The organism is Bradyrhizobium sp. NBAIM03 (assembly GCF_020194055.1).
In the GTDB taxonomy this organism is placed as follows: Bacteria; Pseudomonadota; Alphaproteobacteria; order Rhizobiales; family Xanthobacteraceae; genus Bradyrhizobium; species Bradyrhizobium yuanmingense.
Genome location: NZ_JADYVS010000015.1, coordinates 72,480 through 89,327 on the forward strand (window position 1 = coordinate 72,480; position 16,848 = coordinate 89,327).

At 61.5% G+C, this 16,848-nt stretch carries 14 protein-coding genes; 4 read left to right on the forward strand and 10 right to left on the reverse strand.

All coding sequences use genetic code 11. The annotated features are described in order from the left end of the window. Positions 1-11: 11 nt before the first annotated feature. The 5 genes from I6F21_RS22435 to I6F21_RS22455 all read right to left on the reverse strand — a co-directional run bounded on the left by I6F21_RS22435 (position 12) and on the right by I6F21_RS22455 (position 5,495). The gene (locus I6F21_RS22435; protein WP_225114314.1) at positions 12-410 is read right to left on the reverse strand and encodes a DUF2846 domain-containing protein; all 399 of its coding nucleotides are present in this window, start codon (positions 408-410) and stop codon (positions 12-14) included. A 159-nt stretch (positions 411-569) separates the two neighbouring features. Then, the gene (locus I6F21_RS22440) at positions 570-1,592 is read right to left on the reverse strand and encodes an LLM class flavin-dependent oxidoreductase (protein WP_225183447.1); all 1,023 of its coding nucleotides are present in this window, start codon (positions 1,590-1,592) and stop codon (positions 570-572) included. Positions 1,593-1,646: 54 nt separating this feature from the next. Continuing rightward, positions 1,647-2,111, reverse strand: coding sequence for a hypothetical protein (locus I6F21_RS22445; protein WP_109145435.1), 465 nt, complete (start codon positions 2,109-2,111; stop codon positions 1,647-1,649). 238 nt (positions 2,112-2,349) lie between these two features. Next, entirely contained in the window at positions 2,350-3,213 is an 864-nt protein-coding gene (locus I6F21_RS22450) for a L,D-transpeptidase (protein ID WP_225183448.1), read from the reverse strand. A gap of 188 nt (positions 3,214-3,401) precedes the next feature. Next, positions 3,402-5,495 (reverse strand): LuxR C-terminal-related transcriptional regulator, encoded by a 2,094-nt coding sequence (locus I6F21_RS22455; RefSeq protein ID WP_225140576.1) that lies wholly within the window; start codon positions 5,493-5,495, stop codon positions 3,402-3,404. A 239-nt stretch (positions 5,496-5,734) separates the two neighbouring features. Between I6F21_RS22455 and I6F21_RS22460 the strand changes: the two genes are divergently transcribed. Beyond that, positions 5,735-6,028: an antibiotic biosynthesis monooxygenase gene (locus I6F21_RS22460; RefSeq protein WP_225150875.1), complete on the forward strand. Its 294-nt coding sequence runs from the start codon at positions 5,735-5,737 to the stop codon at positions 6,026-6,028. A gap of 171 nt (positions 6,029-6,199) precedes the next feature. Here I6F21_RS22460 and I6F21_RS22465 read toward each other — a convergent pair whose 3' ends face one another. Then, positions 6,200-7,075, reverse strand: a complete 876-nt coding sequence (locus I6F21_RS22465; RefSeq protein WP_225140575.1) for an AraC family transcriptional regulator — start codon at positions 7,073-7,075, stop codon at positions 6,200-6,202. Positions 7,076-7,269: 194 nt separating this feature from the next. On the opposite strand from I6F21_RS22465, the gene I6F21_RS22470 reads away from it, so the two are divergent. Both I6F21_RS22470 and I6F21_RS22475 read left to right on the forward strand, forming a co-directional pair. Beyond that, complete coding sequence (locus tag I6F21_RS22470) at positions 7,270-8,388, forward strand: aldo/keto reductase (protein ID WP_036041701.1); 1,119 nt, start codon at positions 7,270-7,272, stop codon at positions 8,386-8,388. Positions 8,389-8,460: 72 nt separating this feature from the next. Further along, a complete protein-coding gene (locus I6F21_RS22475) occupies positions 8,461-9,162 on the forward strand; it encodes a formylglycine-generating enzyme family protein (protein WP_036014475.1) in 702 nt (233 codons plus the stop codon). 100 nt (positions 9,163-9,262) lie between these two features. Here the strand turns inward: I6F21_RS22475 and I6F21_RS22480 are convergent, their stop codons facing one another. From I6F21_RS22480 to I6F21_RS22490, 3 genes are all read right to left on the reverse strand, one after another. After that, entirely contained in the window at positions 9,263-10,309 is a 1,047-nt protein-coding gene (locus tag I6F21_RS22480) for a lytic transglycosylase domain-containing protein (protein ID WP_225140574.1), read from the reverse strand. Between the two features lie 353 nt (positions 10,310-10,662). Beyond that, a complete protein-coding gene (locus I6F21_RS22485) occupies positions 10,663-11,661 on the reverse strand; it encodes a glycosyltransferase (RefSeq protein ID WP_225140573.1) in 999 nt (332 codons plus the stop codon). A gap of 320 nt (positions 11,662-11,981) precedes the next feature. Beyond that, complete coding sequence (locus tag I6F21_RS22490; protein WP_057028272.1) at positions 11,982-12,977, reverse strand: methyltransferase; 996 nt, start codon at positions 12,975-12,977, stop codon at positions 11,982-11,984. A 1,532-nt stretch (positions 12,978-14,509) separates the two neighbouring features. Between I6F21_RS22490 and I6F21_RS22495 the strand changes: the two genes are divergently transcribed. Continuing rightward, positions 14,510-14,839 (forward strand): hypothetical protein, encoded by a 330-nt coding sequence (locus I6F21_RS22495; RefSeq protein WP_162130854.1) that lies wholly within the window; start codon positions 14,510-14,512, stop codon positions 14,837-14,839. 1,039 nt (positions 14,840-15,878) lie between these two features. Here the strand turns inward: I6F21_RS22495 and I6F21_RS22500 are convergent. After that, on the reverse strand, positions 15,879-16,832 hold the full coding sequence (locus I6F21_RS22500; protein WP_225140572.1) for a tetratricopeptide repeat protein: 954 nt from the start codon (positions 16,830-16,832) through the stop codon (positions 15,879-15,881). Between the last annotated feature and the right edge of the window lie 16 nt (positions 16,833-16,848).

Consider the following 16,848-nt stretch of genomic DNA (forward strand, 5'->3'; position numbering starts at 1 on the left):
AGAGCCTCAGATCACGCCTTGCCACATGAGCTGTTGCTCTGATGCAAGCTGGCGACGTCGGCACGACCCTGGCTTTCAGTGACCTGAACCAACGTGATCGCACCGGGCGTGATGATTCCCACCTGTGGCTGGGCGGAGAGGTAGGTGGTGCTGCCGGCGCGCAGATCGAGGCTCACTTTCTCGCTTCCCTGCCCGAACAGGTTGGTACTCAGTGGAAGATTGTTGACCGCAACCTCGTGGCGGCCCGGAGGCAGCTCGCAGGCGACGAACCCTGCAGCCTGGCTGCCTCCAACGACGTTTCCATCGACCGCATAATTTGGCTGGATCGCAAAACCAAGGGCGGACGAGCGATAGATGACAAGCCGCGCAGTGTTGGCCTTGACGTTCTCTGTCAGCGCCGAGCTGCCCATCGGCCCTGACGCACACCCCGCTAGCAAGAATGCTGCAACGAAAATTCCTGGACGCAAGCCCATTCAACCCCCGATCAGTCCAACAATGCCCCGGGGGATCATTGGCGTCGGTGGTGCATGAAGTCAATCACGACTTGCGGTCGTGTCACGCCTTTCAGGTCACCGCCACCCCAGCGCCGGCGCGACATGCATCAGGATCGCCTCGATCGCATGCGCGCAATAATCCACGCCGAGCTGGTTCGGGATCGTCAGCAGCAGCGTATCGGCTTCGGTGATCGCCTCGTCCTGGCGCAGCTGTTCGATCAGCACGTCGGGCTCGGCCGCATAACTCCGCCCGAAGATCGCGCGCGTGCGCGGGTCGATGAAGCCGATCTGGTCTTCGTTGCCGCGCTCGCCGCCGAAATAGGCGCGGTCGCGCTCGTCCATCAGCGCGAAGATGCTGCGGCTGACGGAGACGCGGGGCTCGCGGCTGTGGCCGGCTTCCTTCCACGCCGCGCGATAGGCGCGAATTTGTGCCGCCTGCTGCACGTGAAAGGCCTCGCCGGTCTCGTCGTTCTTCAGCGTCGAGCTCTGCAGGTTCATGCCGAGCTGCGCCGCCCACACCGCGGTGGCGTTCGAGCCGGCGCCCCACCAGATCCGCTCGCGCAGGCCCGGCGCATGCGGCTCCAGGCGCAACAGCCCGGGAGGATTGGGAAACATCGGCTGCGGGTTGGGCTCGGCAAAACCTTCGCCGCGCAGGAGATCGAGGAAGACCTCCGCATGGCGCCGCCCCATGTCGGCATCGCTCTGGCCCTCGGCCGGCCGATAGCCGAAATAACGCCAGCCGTCGATCACCTGCTCTGGCGAGCCGCGGCTGATGCCGAGCTGCAGCCGTCCGCCGGCGATGAGATCGGCGCTGCCGGCGTCCTCCACCATGTAGAGCGGGTTCTCGTAGCGCATGTCGATCACGGCCGTGCCGATCTCGATTCGGCTGGTCTTGGCGCCGACGGCCGCGAGCAGCGGAAACGGCGAGGCCAGCTGCCGCGCGAAATGATGCACGCGGAAATAGGCGCCGTCGGCCCCGAGCTGTTCGGCCGCGACCGCCAGCTCGATCGATTGCAGCAGCGTATCCGCCGCCGAGCGCGTCCGGGATTGCGGCGAGGGCGTCCAGTGCCCGAAGGAGAGAAATCCGATCTTTTTCATGCGGGCAACATATGGCTGATCGGAAGAGTTTGCGAGACGTTCCTGGAGGCGGCCTCAGATTTCGCAGCCAGTCAAGTTCAAAGCCTTGAGCAGGCCGCCGAACGCCTTGAGGCGACACTGCTCGGTCTCGTTGGCGGCCTTTGCGCGCTGAACAGTGGCGGCTCGTTTGACGCCAAATGCCTTTGGCTTCGGCTTGGGAGGTTCAGCGGTCGCGATCCGTTTCGGTTTGCTTCGCGGACGGACGATCGGCGTCGGCGCGAATGAACGGACATGCACGTCCTGCGGAGCAACCGGGTTATCCACCGAAGCGGTCTGTGTCGGCATCGCGCGGCTCTCAGCGGCAACCTCGAGGCGGTCGGCCTTCGCCAGCGCGTCGTGCGAAGCGGGGATGCTTGCGTTCTGCTCGGCAGGCGGCTGGACCGTGGCGGCGATGCGACGCGGTGGAGCGCTCAGCTCCATGGCCGACAGCATTCCCACACTCAACAGGATGAGGAGGCCCAACAACGCCATTCTCAGCATAACGCGCCTCTGACCCAGGTTAGCGCCGCTGAAAATTCTGCGCGTCAATGAGGCAACTTTGCCGGCGGCCGCCGCCCAACGGCAATCATTTGTCGATAGGGTTAATTCGGTGCCGCATCTTGCCAACGCAGACCGGCTTTGGTCGCGCAAGATGGTCTGTTCGGCCGTGGCTATCGACGTGAAGTGACGACTTGAATTGCTCTTTGTCCTCGGGGCAGAGCCAGGAGGAAGGGCCGAACTACTGCACCTCGGCGATCTTCGGTCCGGGTGATGGCACCTGTGCGCTCGTTGCCGACGGCCGGTTCGACGGCGAGGCCGGGTCCGGAGATCGGGATGCGGCATCGGGCGGCGTACCCTGGGACGGTCGACGGGCCGCATTCGTCGGAAGCACGATCACCTTCGCACCGACTTTCACCCGCTCATAGAGGTCGACGACGTCCTCGTTGGTCAGGCGGATGCAGCCGGACGACACCCGCTTGCCGATCGTCTCGGGCTTGTTGGTGCCGTGAATGCGATATTCGGTCTCGCCGAGATACATCGCCCGGGCGCCGAGCGGATTGCCGGGGCCGCCCGCCATGAACCGCGGCAGATAAGGCTGACGCGAGACCATCTCCGCAGGCGGGCGCCAATCCGGCCATTCTGCCTTGCGCGCCACGGTTTGCTCCCCGGACCACGCAAAACCTTCGCGGCCCACACCGATGCCGTAGCGCATCGCCTGCGTGTCGCTCAGGACGAGATAGAGGAACGTGTTGTTGGTATCGATGATCACGGTGCCCGGCGTCTGGCGGCTGGCATAGTCGACCACCTGCCGGACCAAGGCTCCGGGAACGTCGGCGTCGGCTTTGGGCGGCTCGACCAGCGGCGCCGGAGCCGGAATCGGAGCCGGCGCGGGCGCAGCTGCGTGAACCTGCGGTGCCACGTAGACCGGCGTTGACGATGCCATGGCCTGGGGCGCGGACGGCTTCCGCACCGGTTGCACGTTTCCCGGGGTGCCCAGCAGGCCATACCCCAATGCTGCGATGGCCACGGCGCCAATTCCGACTCTCGCTGCCATCGGCAGTGCGATCGTCTCGACCTTCCGGCGTTTGGCCCGCTTGCTCATGTCTTCCCCCAGGTCGCCACGCCCAGGAGGAGTACCCAGCAAGATTTAAGAAACTTCGAAGCGATTTCGCTAGGACCGGAACCGTCGACCATGGTTAACGCCGGCTGAGCCCGCGGCGGCCGCGCGGGAGACCGTCGAGCGAAGCGGCGTCATTCGTCCTCTTGCTTTGGCAGCTTCTGCTTGGTCAGCTACACAAACCAATCATGCACTGGATGATGCTCAACGCCCCTCGCGTGATCAACGGCGCTTTGCTCCGCGTGCGAATGGCCAATCAGGTCTGCATCTGGGATCAGCGACAGTTCGGGATGTCCGGCGCGGTGCGGGCCGTGTTCTGCCGTGTCGGTGCCATAGCCACTCTCGCGATGATCCGAACCCTTGGCCGATGGCATATCGTTCCTGAAATGAAAGGAATCTCCGGCCCCGGGCGCGGCAGCCGCTTGTGCTGCACCGGCGCCGTGGTTCGCCGGGTCGTGGCCGTCAGCCTTTTGGCCCGGCTCTGCATGCGGATTTTGAGAAGCGTTTGGATGCGCCTGGTGCAAGTCACGCTGCGATTGGCCGGAATTGGCATGGCTTGCGGGTCCGTCATCGTCGGCAAGCTGCTTGGCAGCTGCGGAACCGGGTTCCGAAGCGTGATCCGATTGTCCATGATGGGGGTCGTGCCCGGTCGAGCCCTGCTTGTCCTGATGCTTTCCGGCCGCTGCACCGTTTTCCGAACCATGCAAATCACGCTGCGATTGTCCACGAGCGGAATCGCCCTCCGGCGGGCCGAGCTCGGCATGCTTGTTGCCGGCTGCTGCATCCTTCTCCGAAGCGTGCGATCTTCCCTGGCTTGATGCGTGGTCGGGTGGCCCGTGCTCGGTCTCCGGCTTGCCGGCTGCTGCGCCGTCTTCCGAAGCGTGCAAATCGCGCTGCGCTTGTCCATGATCGCGTGCGTCGATCGCCGCTGCCTGTGTCGTGCCGCGTTCGGCATTCCTCGCGCCCGTTGCGGCCGCCTGTTCCAAGCCGCCATGATCACTCAGAGCGTCGATGGCGCCGGATCCGATATGAGGGTTGCCGTTGTCGCCGAAGCCGTCCTCGCGCGCGGCCGCATCGATGATCTGAACCTCGTCGGCTCTGGCCATGGCGTCGCCTCGGGCAGCTTCCAACGCGAATGATTCATGGTGTGTGTCGGGATCGAACCAGGGCAGCTTGTCGAAGCCGTCGAGATCGGGCCTGCCGGGACTACCGAGGGCGACCAACTCGCGGGGGGCGTTCGCGTCAGCCCACGCAAAGACATCGCTCGGTCTTTCCCAAGCAGTGAACGCCTGGGCGTGACTGCTCAGGAGCGAGACTCCGACTGCCGTCATCATGAACGTGCCGGCGCTGCTCAAGCCCGGCCTTGCAGGGTTGAGTGGCGGCACTGTGATCGTGCTGCCAGCAATATCGGCTCGGGATTCGATGAGCTTGGCGGCCCGCGTCGGCATGTCCGTCGGGGAGTTCTCGATACGGACGGCTCTGGCCATCTTGCCCGGAGCAGGGGCCGTTTTTGCGGAGGTGATCTTGATCGTCACGACCGCGCCGGTGCCATCTGCGGTCATGACCGTGACGTTATCGGCACCCGCATGATCGGCCGCGGCCGCGTTCGCGGATTGAAGGTCGTCGAGCACGGCCCAGATCAGAGCTGCAAGCGCGCCGACCCCGCCGTAAAGCCGCGACAGGGCGAACCTTGCGAGCTCCGTTCGGTTTTTGATGCCAAGCTGCGCAGATATCTGTTCGATTCGCGCCTCAACTCTGGCTGGGGCGACCTTGATCTGGCGCGCAATCTCCTTGTTCGACATGCCGCTGGCGGCCAGGCGGATAATCTTGTGCTCCTGGTCCGTCAGTGCTGCCAGGCTATTTTCGCCAAAGGCGCGACTGCCGGTCTTGCGGTCCGCAGCCGGCGCCACCAGCCGCAGCGACTGCAACAGGTTTTCGGGCTCCTCGCGCATCGGTATGGCGGTGCAGGCACCCGCTGCGACGGCCGCAGCGAGATCGCCGCGTGCGATCGATGCGGTGTAGAAGACCAGCCGTGTGCGAAGGCTTTCGGCGTTGACGGCGGCCAGCATGGCTGCGGCCGTCAGATCGGGAAATCCATCCTCGACAAGCGCGACGTCCGGCGCCAACGTCCGGACGGCTTCGAGGCAATCGGCTCCATTGATGCAGGACGCAACGATCTCGAAGTCACGTTCGGTCGCAAATAGCGTGGCAAAACCCTGCAAGACGATCGGACGGCGATCTGCGATCACGAGTCGGATACGACGCATCTGGTTTGGCTCGCCCGGCTTTCCCGTCTTGATTGGCCCAGCAAAGGCGGCCCGGCTTCAGCCGCGTCACCTTCGAGAGCAGCGCGGCAACGCGCGACACCCTCGTTGGTTCCACGAGGTGTGAAGCCCGTGCGTGGGGTTGTTTTCGACTTTTTGTTGCGGGGGTGCAAAGATATCGGTCCGAACCCGATCTGGTACGGCGCTCGCATTTTCATCCAATCATTTTCCGGAGGCGCGTCATGCAGGTTTACAACGTCGTCAAGTTCAAGGTGAAGCCGGGCCAGGAAGGCGCCTTTCTCGATGCGCACCGAGACGGCAAGGCCAAATGGCCGGGACTGGAGCACGGCGTCATCATCAGGACCGGCGATCAGACCTTCTGCCTCATCGGCACGTGGTCCAGCCAGGACGCGCTGGTCGCGGCCCGCTCGGCGATGATCAAGACCCTCGACAGCTTCAGGTCCGTGCTCGAGGACCAGGGCAACGGACGCGGCGTGACGGACGCGGTGTCGGGCGAGGTCGTGCTCGCGCTGTAGCGCGGGCAGCGCCGCGACGTCATCACCCGCAGGGGTCCTTGGTCGTGAACCGCTGCGTCTTGACGCCGGGGCCACCGGCTCGTCGGAACATGACGCAGGGTTGAGGCGTGTCGTCAGCTATTTGCCGGCTGCCGTTGTCCGCCATTGGCCGTCAGGCGTTACTTTCCCCTGTCAAAGATGGAATGAGCGTCGATATTGGGATGGGCTCTGGCCGGTCATTGACCGGAAGACGCGGGCAAAATGCGCGGGACTGAGAAAACCGACGCGTAGCGCCATCTGCGCGACCGAAAGCTTGCTGCTCGCCAGCAGTTGTTTTGCCATTGCGACTCGCCGCGCATGGACGAATGCCAGCGGCGTCTGCCCCGTCGCTGCCCTGAATGCGCGATGGAAATGGCCTTCCGAGAGCTGCGCAAGATCAGCGAGATCGGCAATCCGAATTGTCGCGCTTAAATGCGCGTCGATGAATTCGGTGACGCGCCGTAACCTCCACGCCGGCAGCTTGATCGATGTATCCTTCGCTCTTGCACCACCGTATCGGCGTGCAAGGTATACAACGAGAGCAAGGCTCATCGTGTCGCAATAGATCGCGTCGAGACCTCCCTCCAGCGCGTCAACTCGTTCGAACTCCGCGAGCATGTTCCAGACAAAGCTGTCTTCCGAGCCCGACAGGGGGCCCAGTCCTTCGATCGATGCGCCGGCGATTGCTGAAATCCTGGCGGGGTCGAGGGCGATCGCTGCCCATCGCCAACCCACATTGTGAAGCCGAAGCCGTCGCTCGCAGCCAGCCGGGAGAAATGAAACGGTCGACGGCAGATCGGGCCCGTCATAGCGATGCCCGCCATCGGCCGAGATTTCATGTCGCTCGGCGCCGCCGGACAGGGTCGCCATGATGAGGTGATTTGGCGACAGGATGCGTCCTTCGACGATGGAGGTCATCGGCCGGTACGCCGTTTCGAATGCGCCGTTCGCCCATTGGGTGCGCCGCCAGCCATCCGGCCGGGAGCTCAAGCGATCGATTGTCGACGCATTCTCAATGACACGGTGCATCGCGACCTCCTGCGAAGCGATGTCGCCTGAATACACATTCAAGCTTGGAACCGCAATTCCTTGCAGGCCGGAAAGGGAGCATCGTCGCGTCAGGATCCGAGTGATTTGGTCAGAATCCCGCGCGACAAAGCGAGAGGTCGATCCTTTCTATTGGCAGGCGACAAGTGCCGCAGGCGAAATCACGGAGATTTGCAATGGATAAGACACCACAGGATTGGCCGACGGCGACCGATCGCCGCCAGTTTCTCGGCGCCGCCACCGCGATGGGCGCCATCGCGGCGACAGCTGTTCACGCAACTGCGGTCGGCGTTTCGAGCGCCAGTGCGCAAGCGCCAGCCGGCACTGCATCGCGTGCGCCTGCGGCGGGGCCGGTACTCACCCGAACGATCGGCCGCACCAACGAAAGTCTGCCCGCGCTCGGACTGGGAACGTTTCTGACTTTTGACCTGCTGCCCGGCAGCAATCGCGACGCGCTGCGAGAGGTCACCAGGAAATATATAGATGCCGGCGTCCGGGTGATCGATACATCGCCGCTCTACGGTACCGGCGAGGTCAGCGTCGGTGGATTTCTCAGCGCGATGGGCGTGACGGACCAGATGTTCATCAGCAACAAGATCTGGTCGACCGGCGACTACCTGGCCGACGAAAGCCACGCCTTGGCCAGCATGGAGCAGTCGAGGCTTCGGCTGTGGCGCGACAAGATCGACGTGCTCCACTGCCACAGCCTGGTCAATGTCGACGCGATCGTGCCACTGCTGCGCGTATGGAAGAGAGAGGGCAGGATTCGCTATGTCGGCGCCTCGGTCCACGAGAATGACTATCACAACATTCTCGCAGGCTTGATCGACAAGGATCTGGTGGACATCATCCAGGTCAACTATTCGATCTTCAATCGTCACGCCGAGGAGCGCGTCCTTCGCGCGGCGAGCGACAAGGGCGTCGGCGTGCTCACAAATATGCCGCTCGAAAAAGGCCGCTTGCACAAGATCGTCGAGGGCCGGCCGCTGCCCGATTTTGCCCGCGATATCGCTGCGGAGAATTGGTCGCAGTTCTTCATCAAATGGGTCATGGGCCATCCGGCGGTGACGACCGTTCTTGCCGCGACATCGAACCCGGATCACGCGGCCGAGAATGTCGGCGCGCTGCGCGGTCCTCAGCCGGATCAATCCATGCGGCAGCGGATGGCACGGCATATGGAAAGCATTCCCGGCTTCGCCAATCTCGCGTCGATGCAATGGTATCCTGACAAGCAGAGCATGTACCAGGGCGTCATCCGCCGTTCGCAGGCGGCATTGCGTCAGCGCATGAGTTGATCGATGAATGGCAGGCGCGCAGGGTCGACGCCTGCCCTTCTCACCTGGAAGCAATACAGGAGAAGTTCATACATGAAATGGCGCTCGATTGCTTTGCGATGTGGCTTGATGGCCGTTACCGGCGTTGCATTCGCCGATCCTGCCCAACGCGAGAATCTGGGCAAGTTTGCCATCGACCGGACCGAGGTCACGATCGGCCAGTTTCGCAATTTCGCGGCTGACAAAGCTCTGAAGACCGCGGCCGAACAGGAGGGAGGCGGACACGAATTCGCGGACGGCTGGATCCGTCGCCGCGGCTGGACATGGGCGACACCTTTCGGAGAACCGGGCAGCGACGATGAGCCGGCGGTGCATGTGTCGTGGAACGAAGCTCGTGACTACTGCTTAGCCGTGGGCGGACGCTTGCCGACCCTGGAAGAATGGGAAAGAGCCGCCTATACCGAAACGCGTGCGAATCCTACCGACGATTTCGTAAATGGACGCACCTATCCTTATCCTGTCGGCGATAGACCTGACGGCATGAACACATCCGATAGAGATCGCTGGCCGCGGCATGCAGCCGTGGGTACCACCAAGCGGGGTGTCAACGGTCTGTACGATATGGGTGGCAATGTCTGGGAATGGCTCGCGGATCGGCGGGGCGATGAGGCACTGACGGCCGGCGGATCGTGGTGGTATGGTGCGGACAAGACAAAAGCGTCAGCCGTACAGTGGAAATCGGCCGACTTTCACGCGGTCTATATCGGGTTTCGTTGCGTTTACACGGCCCAATAACCCGTTCAGGTGAGGGCCCAACACACCCTGGGTAAAGGCCGACGGCCGGCGAGTTGCGCTAAAGACAAAGCAAGCATGCGCGGCGCTGCCGACGACCGACTTATTGGTTTGCCGCCGCCGCAGCAGTCGCCACATATTTCGTGTAGAATTCGGCGACCCGGCCGCGCCACATGCCGACGAACGCTTCTGACGTCACGTTGTCGACCGATTTCCAGGTGCGCTTGAAGGCCGGAAGTGCATTGCCCCAAATCGCGCGTTTGCACCACCGCTCACCCTTCTCCTTGCCTTCGCTGGTGGCGCACATCGATTTCCACGCGGCGCGAGCGGGCCGGCTGATGTGCTCGGCGGCGCCTTCCCAGCCCTGCTGATGAATCAGGTAGAGATCGCTCATGTCCGGCTTACGGTGGGTGATCCACTCGAACAGGACGCCCTCGGTAATGATCTTGTAGGCGGCGGCGACGGCGTTATCCCGCGGACTGCGAATCTGCCCGAAGCCGAACTTCCCGAACTCATAATAGCTCAGCTGAAACAGCCCGATATAGGACCCGGTGCGTTGATTGGGGTTGAAACCGGATTCGATCTTGGCAACCGCCATCATGAAATTGAAATCGAGACCAAACGCGTCGGCAGCGCGCTTGATTTCTTCGGTCGGCGTTCCCAGCGGAATGTCCCTGAACGCACGCAAGACGATCTCCGCCGGTTTCTCGGCGGGCGGCAGTTCGGACCAGACGTAGTAGGCCAGATGACGGAAATCCCGCGTCGACGCCGCTTTCGGCGCACCGTTGGACGCATCGCGTTCCGGCGGCAGCGATTGGACGACATCCTGTCCCAACGAGGCCAATTTCGGCGCGACGGGTTGATCGACGATCTCGGCTTCGGTGCGTAGCGGTGCCGAACCTGCCGACATCACCGCGCCCGGCTCTGCTCTTTCTTCCCGAAGCGCTGCCGCAAGTCTGGCGGATGCCTCTGCGTAGGCGGCCGGCGTCACCACGTTCGTGGGAGCCGCCATGCTCGCTGCAGCCGGTATGCTCGCTGCCGCTTGCGACATGACATCGGGCACCGTCGCGGCCGGTCTGTTAGCGGCGGCCAGAAAGAGTCCCGCGGATGCGAGAACAGCCACGATGCAGCTGGTCTGCCAGGCCTTCATTGCCCGAAGTCCAATGACGGCTTCTGTAGGAAGGCTGTTCGCATGTTCCTGCGACCTGTGGGTGAGCACTCTTCGTACAATCTTAAGGTTTAAATGTGGTGAACGAGAGCAGGCATTCTGCTTCGCAACCCGATATGTCCCTCTTGGGCCACAAGCGGCTCCTGGCGGAGGACGCTCGTGGGTCGGCCATGGGCGCATATGCTGCCAATGGGATCCGATCTCAGCGGCTTCCGCGCTACACCCCGCAACCGATGCGCCGACAGCCACCGGAACCGTCGGCTACGGGCCAGAAGCGGAAATGATGCGCCAGTGGTTTTAGCGGGCAGCCTATGCGTCGCAGCGAGCTCGGCTACTCAGCGCCGCTCGTTCCGGAAGATGGATCTGAACAACTCAACTGAAGGCCGCACCAGCTGCCATCCTCGCAATCCAAGAATCTTCTTGCAGGCAAGAAACCACCAACGACGTGAATGTTGAACGCTTGGGTCAATACTCAACGCAAGTTCGGCAAGGCGTGCTGAGGTGTCTATCGCTCCTTCGTTGAAGGCAATGCTTGCGCGGACGATCGCGTCAAGTGCCAATTGGCGGGTCAACCAGTTCCTGAGATCGTTTGCCAGCATCGCGGCGCCGCCATTCAGGAAATGTTCGATAGCCGCCTTGCGTTGGAGCAGGTTTAGCTCCGGTGAAGGCTCACTCGACATGTTGACTGAGTGGTATCGATACACGGCCTGGTCCGCACCAATGAATCCGACGTTGCCATGTGCGGCGAGCCGCATCCACATTTCCATGTCGGAGGCGTAGGGCAAGTCTGCTAGATACCCGCCCAGTTTTTTCTGCAGGCTCGTGCGAACCACGACGGTCGGTGACACCACAATACATTGTGCACGACTAAGAGTGATGAACTCGAGTCCGGACAAGATGCGCGTTCGGAGATCCACTTCCGTTCCATAATAGCTTCTGTAGAATGGATGATCCCCGCGCTGGTCTAGAACAACCGCGCCTCCGAAGGTGAAAGCGACAGAAGGGTGATTGTCCATCAGATCGACCGATCTCGACAGGGCACCGGGCAGCAGGTAGTCGTCCGCAGACAGCAGAAGCATATAGTCGGCGCTCGCCCAGGCAATGCCCTCGTTGGCGGTCGCGATGAGACCTTGATTCCAGATGTGCCTGCGGTAATCGACGCGGGGATCGGAGCACCGTAACTCTTGCGCAACTTCCGCGGTATTGTCAGGTGACGCATCATCGATGATGAGCACGCGCAACTCGGGACCGGATTGCGTCAAAACGCTCTCGACGCACTCTCGCAGGAAGTGCCCATACCTGAAGCAGGGAACAACGACGTCTACGGAGCTCATTTTTTGTCGGATTCCACCGACGATCGAGCCTCGATCCATCTGTTCAAGAAAATACTATTGAAAGGGTTCCGGGCCGGCTGGCACCGGCCAGCTCATCCGGTCCAACGCTGCCGATGGCACATCCCCTCCTTGGCAACACGGAGGCCGCAATGGGTCAATCGCGGCGATCCGGCCCGGCTTAGGTTAGGCCCGGTCTACCTCTGACAGCCGACATATCCTCGGTCATGGAATGCCGCAGCGATGGGCCAAAGGCTGACATGCAGAGGCCGACGATCTAAAGGTTCGTTGCGCATGTATGACCCGATGCTTTTTCGAAGACTTCAGGCTCGGCTTGCCTCAAGAACTGAGATCGCCCGGGCGGTCGAAATGACCCGCTCAAGCCGCAGACCTGCGGCGGCAAGCAAAGCGGCAAATTCGCTCTCGGTTCGCTCGACGCCCCCCGTAACGACAAGCATGTTCGCATCGATTAGCTTGATCGTATTTCGTTCGTTTCCCGGGGGAATAATAGTCTCCGCAATTAACACTCGTCCGTGGGGTTTCATTACCTCTCGGCAATTGCGCAGGATGCGTACCGCTTGCTCGTCATTCCAATCGTGAATGACCTTTTTCATGATATAGACGTCCGCACCGGCTGGAACGGCGTTGAAGAAATTGCCGGCCACGAACGAGGTCTGCGGCGGGAAACTTGCCGCATCAGCCCGCGCTGCCTCAACCCCCGCCGGTAGGTCAAACAATATGCCGGAAAGGTGAGGGTGTCTCTTTAGGATCTCCGAAAGCAGCTGTCCATGGCCGCCGCCGACATCGACAATCTGAGAAAACGCACCAAAATCACACGCCTCTGCTACAGCTTCATTGGCGCCTTGGCTAAGCGCGATCATCGCCTGCTGGAATAGCGAAGCCGCGTCCGGATGGTCCGCCAGCCAATCGAACCTTGGCTTTCCAAATACGGTTTCGAACGTCGGCAAACCCGTTTGCACTGAATGAGTGAGCTGAGCGAAGGCGAGATAGGGCTCCCTGTTCATCATTCGGATCAGGTCGCGGGGACTTGAGGGCGCGTCGGAAAGCAAGGCTGCGCCCAATTCGGTGAGTTGGAAACGGCGGGCCGAGGTTTCGCTAAAGACCCCCTCGGCGGCGAGAAGCCGCATAATCCTATAGAGCGCATCGCAGTGACAATGCGTTTCCTCCGCCAGATCGTCGACGCTCCGCTCTCCGGCGACCAAGCGATCCGCAACGTTGAGATCTGTCGCAACGCGCAAGGCTTGGGAGACCATGAAGCCAAGGCCCAGGTGAATGAGTTGTTGAGAAGGACTATACATAGCTTTCCTTTCAAACAGCCGCCGCCTCACGGCGCCCGTGGTCTCAATATCACGACCTGAAGTGCCGGTAAGGGATGATAATTTAGCCGAGGGTGCAGTGTTTGTCGTTCGATGTAGACATCCCGCTCAGGTCGATGTCCGGTTCGGGTCAATAATCGACTCGGGTAATCCTCTATCGGGCAGAGATCACCTAGGCTGGATCGTCGTCCTGAGTGCGCGGCGGCTTCTTTTTCGCTACGGGCAATGGGCGTCTGATATGTCCAAATCTGGCGTTAGGATCAGTAAATGTCCCCGGAATCGGCTTCTGGTCGCATTCGCCCAATTTGAACCTGATGCAATTCAGTTGCTGACGAAAAGCGCAGGTGCATGTGCATGGTCAAAACTTCTTCTTACCTTTCGACATCTGGTCTCGCGCTGCGGATGTGTGACTTATGTGGTTGCGTAAGGTGGTTATCCACCTCTCGACCGAGAGCGCTTTGGGTCAAGCCTAACGAAGTCGACCACCGTCGCGGACGTTCGGTCCGCCTTTGGGAGACCAGGTGGTTCACGACCTCAGGGTCTCGGACCATCGCCTTTCAGCCTACAATGCCATCCCGACAATCCAGGCACGGGCACATGCCCGTCGCCGCAATCGGGCTGGGCTGCGAAAAGAAGAATTTCTGCGACAATCAGTGCCATCAAAGCCAAAGACCACAAGGCACGCACATCCGAATCCCGCTAAATGTTGGTTTGCACAACCTATACGCGACGCCAGATCTCGTAAAGGCTAACCGCTTCCATTCTAAATGTATCGATCGACTGACGCAGGCATTTCCAAGCGAACTGGAGGCGATGATCACGAAGAGTCCGCTTCGGGTCAATCGCACCATTTTCGGCCCGGACTTGAGATGTCCGCTTGTATCCCGACAGCGGCGGACTAGCAGACATCTTTCAACCGCCGCTTAGGGCCACAAGGAGACGTGTTGCCGACTTTGTGTCCCTCCGTGACGCGGAAGAATGGGTGAATTGGAAGCAGGGCGTTCCGAAGCTCAACCCTTATGCCATTGAATAGGCCAAGAGGGCCGACTTCCGCTCCGGGTCAAAGGCTGCCTTGACCGGTCATAACTTTGGCGGTTCAACGCCCGACAGCTGACCTCGCGGCGCCCGAGCTGTGGTCTAACACGGGCCATAAAGCGGAGCTTACGAAACCGCGCGTAAGCCACCGAACGCTTCCCCACAAGCGACGAGATGAATTGCGAACTCGATAGCCTCGCGACTGCGCGCTGATTCCGCAATCGCAAAATTCTCAGAATGCTCTTTTCGTCCCGTTAACCTACTTGGAGCCGGTTGAGGAACGGGCCGACAAATCATCGCTTCCTCCTGGACAAGAATCTTGTTGCAGGCGTCCCTTTGCGGGCGCCGGGAATTCATGGAGGCGTGTATGCGAATGAAGCTTTTCTATGCGGCCACGCTCTGCGTTGCATTGTCCGCAGCAGCACCACTCGTGCAAGCCCAGGTGGGCGCGGGTGTTGGCGCCGGTGTTGGAGGTGTCGGTGCAGGTGCTGGTGCGGGAGTGGGTAGCGGTGGCGTCGGCGCCGGTGTTGGTGCCGGGGTTGGCGGCGTTGGCGCGGGTGCCGGCGCCGGAGTGGGCGATGGTGGCGTGGGTGCCGGCGTTGGCGCCGGAGTTGGTGGTGTCGGCGCGGGTGCTGGCGTCGGAGTGGGCAGTGCTGGCGTCGGTGCTGGAGCGGGCGCCGGAGTTGGCGGAATTGGCGCTACGGGGGGCCTGGGTGTCGGCGGAGGCGCGGCGGGAGCTGGCGCAGGTGCGAGTGTTGCAGGAGTTGGTGGGGCAGGCGCGGGAGTTGGTGTCGGTTCTGGCAGCGTAGGTACTGGGGGGATCGGCACCGGCGGGCTTGGCACTGTTGGCATTGGTCCTGGTGCCGCGGGAGCCGTGGGCACTTCAAATAGTGGCGTTGCCAATGCAAACAACAGCTCTGGATTGGCAGGCCTCAATCCTGCCAACGTCGGCACAGCCTTCGCGACATTGGAGGTCGCAGAGCAGCAGCGGGTGTTGCGGCGCTGTGCAGCTGTCCTGAAACAGCCGGGTCACTACGACCGAGAAACACGGGCCGTTTGCCGTGTGATAGCCGCTAAATAGGTAAAGATCGTCTTGTCTTTTTCGAGAGCGGAATCGACGGATAGACAAATAGGAAGAAGGCTCGGCAGGAGAACGCCGAGCCTTATCTTCAGGCCGAGCTATCGGTCTCACTGCAAGCTGACTTCGCTCCCAACTCCTTGGAGAACAAGACCCAGTCTCCGCGAGCACGCCAAAGCTTGGTGATAATAAGTCATGCGTTCGCCGGCTCTCGCGCGTCCCCACGCGCGGGGATTTACCAGCGATCCGAAATCGCTCGAGGGCGAGGATCATATGTCCTACCTCAATCAAGGACTGCAGACGGCGGAAAACAGGATCCTGGCCGAGAGTTTCTTTCGGCTCAAGGCCCGGATAGAAGATTCCAGGCCGGGACCTGATGGACAGTAAGGACGACAAGTTCGGGGAATGCCACGCCATTGGCGACCGCTCGCTACCTTCCGCTTCGGGCCGAAACACGAAGAACTGAAGTTCAGCAAATCTCGTCCGCTCTGCCGCAACGAGCGGACCTCCGTGGCCGACGCGCATCTTCGCCGATGGGCCACAAGGAGACGTGTTGCCGACTTTGTGTCCCTCCGTGACGCGGAAGAATGGGTGAATTGGAAGCAGGGCGTTCCGAAGCTCAACCCTTATGCCATTGAATAGGCCAAGAGGGCCGACTTCCGCTCCGGGTCAAAAGCGGTCCTCGGAGGGCGACGCTCGGGAGGACGGCTACGGGCCAAAGCCGGACATATGTCCGACGAGAGCGAGCCAAACCGGCGCCGATATGAAGCCTAGGGCGCCGGCACGCCGAACGACTTGAGTCCGTCCATTGCATTCGCGTTCTTTGGATCAATCGCCAGCGCCGCCTTGAAGTCGGCAACCGCTTCATTGCTCTTGCCAAGGCTCTGGTAAGCTGTACCGCGCCACGCCAGCGCAGCGCTCGATCGCGGCATGACCCTCAACACCGCGTCGAAATCGGCGATCGCGTCTTGATAGTGACCGAGACGCAACGACGCGTAGCCGCGTCCAAGATTGGAGTCGGCAGCTTCGCGCTGGATATAGCCGCGAGCGAGAGCCAGAGCCTTGTCATAGTCGGTCTTGGCCTCCTTGAACTTGCCGAGACGGTTGTAGGCACTTCCGCGCTCGCGATAATAGCGCCCGGCTTGAGGGGTCCATCGTATCGCTTCGCTGTACCGTTCGGCCGATTTTTCATGCTGCCCGAGCTTTGCATAGACTTCGCCTTCGCCGAACGGGAAGGTGCCGTCGCTAGGAACAAGTTCCCCACCCTTGCGGAAATCGGCTAGCGCATCGTCGTAACGTCCGCGCCTGATAAGATAGAAGCCGCGCTTGGCATAGAAGGAGGGATCAAGCGGCTCGATCTGCAAGGACGCGTTGTAGTCGGCCTCAGCGCGGTCGTACTGTTTCAAATTCTCATAGGCGAAGGCCCGCTGGCGCAGCAGGGCGCGGCGAGCGTCGGCGCGATACGAGCTCTCCTCCAATCCTTGAGTGTAAAGGTCAACCGCACGCTGGTAGTCATGTGAGCGCTCGGCCTGACTGGCGCGCTTGTTAAGGGCCGTCAGCGAATCGTCAGTCGTCAGGACCTCGTCGCTAGGCGGAGGTCCATTCAAGAGGCTTGCGAGTTGCCACTGATGCCAAAAATGCAGGGCAGTACGCAGAATGCCCGCAGATATCACCATCATGAGAATGAACGCAGCGATGACAATGATCCAGCGGCGGGGCGTCATGGCGGAAAAGTCTAAT

What these genes read in the sequence shown, in the direction of transcription:
- I6F21_RS22490 (WP_057028272.1), bottom strand. Translation starts at nt 12,977, where the DNA reads ATGTATAGTCCTTCTCAACAACTCATTCACCTGGGCCTTGGCTTCATG.
- I6F21_RS22440 (WP_225183447.1), bottom strand. Translation starts at nt 1,592, where the DNA reads ATGAAAAAGATCGGATTTCTCTCCTTCGGGCACTGGACGCCCTCGCCG.
- I6F21_RS22465 (WP_225140575.1), bottom strand. Translation starts at nt 7,075, where the DNA reads ATGCACCGTGTCATTGAGAATGCGTCGACAATCGATCGCTTGAGCTCC.
- I6F21_RS22460 (WP_225150875.1), top strand. Translation starts at nt 5,735, where the DNA reads ATGCAGGTTTACAACGTCGTCAAGTTCAAGGTGAAGCCGGGCCAGGAA.
- I6F21_RS22500 (WP_225140572.1), bottom strand. Translation starts at nt 16,832, where the DNA reads ATGACGCCCCGCCGCTGGATCATTGTCATCGCTGCGTTCATTCTCATG.
- I6F21_RS22470 (WP_036041701.1), top strand. Translation starts at nt 7,270, where the DNA reads ATGGATAAGACACCACAGGATTGGCCGACGGCGACCGATCGCCGCCAG.
- I6F21_RS22480 (WP_225140574.1), bottom strand. Translation starts at nt 10,309, where the DNA reads ATGAAGGCCTGGCAGACCAGCTGCATCGTGGCTGTTCTCGCATCCGCG.
- I6F21_RS22475 (WP_036014475.1), top strand. Translation starts at nt 8,461, where the DNA reads ATGAAATGGCGCTCGATTGCTTTGCGATGTGGCTTGATGGCCGTTACC.
- I6F21_RS22435 (WP_225114314.1), bottom strand. Translation starts at nt 410, where the DNA reads ATGGGCAGCTCGGCGCTGACAGAGAACGTCAAGGCCAACACTGCGCGG.
- I6F21_RS22445 (WP_109145435.1), bottom strand. Translation starts at nt 2,111, where the DNA reads ATGCTGAGAATGGCGTTGTTGGGCCTCCTCATCCTGTTGAGTGTGGGA.
- I6F21_RS22455 (WP_225140576.1), bottom strand. Translation starts at nt 5,495, where the DNA reads ATGCGTCGTATCCGACTCGTGATCGCAGATCGCCGTCCGATCGTCTTG.
- I6F21_RS22450 (WP_225183448.1), bottom strand. Translation starts at nt 3,213, where the DNA reads ATGAGCAAGCGGGCCAAACGCCGGAAGGTCGAGACGATCGCACTGCCG.
- I6F21_RS22485 (WP_225140573.1), bottom strand. Translation starts at nt 11,661, where the DNA reads ATGAGCTCCGTAGACGTCGTTGTTCCCTGCTTCAGGTATGGGCACTTC.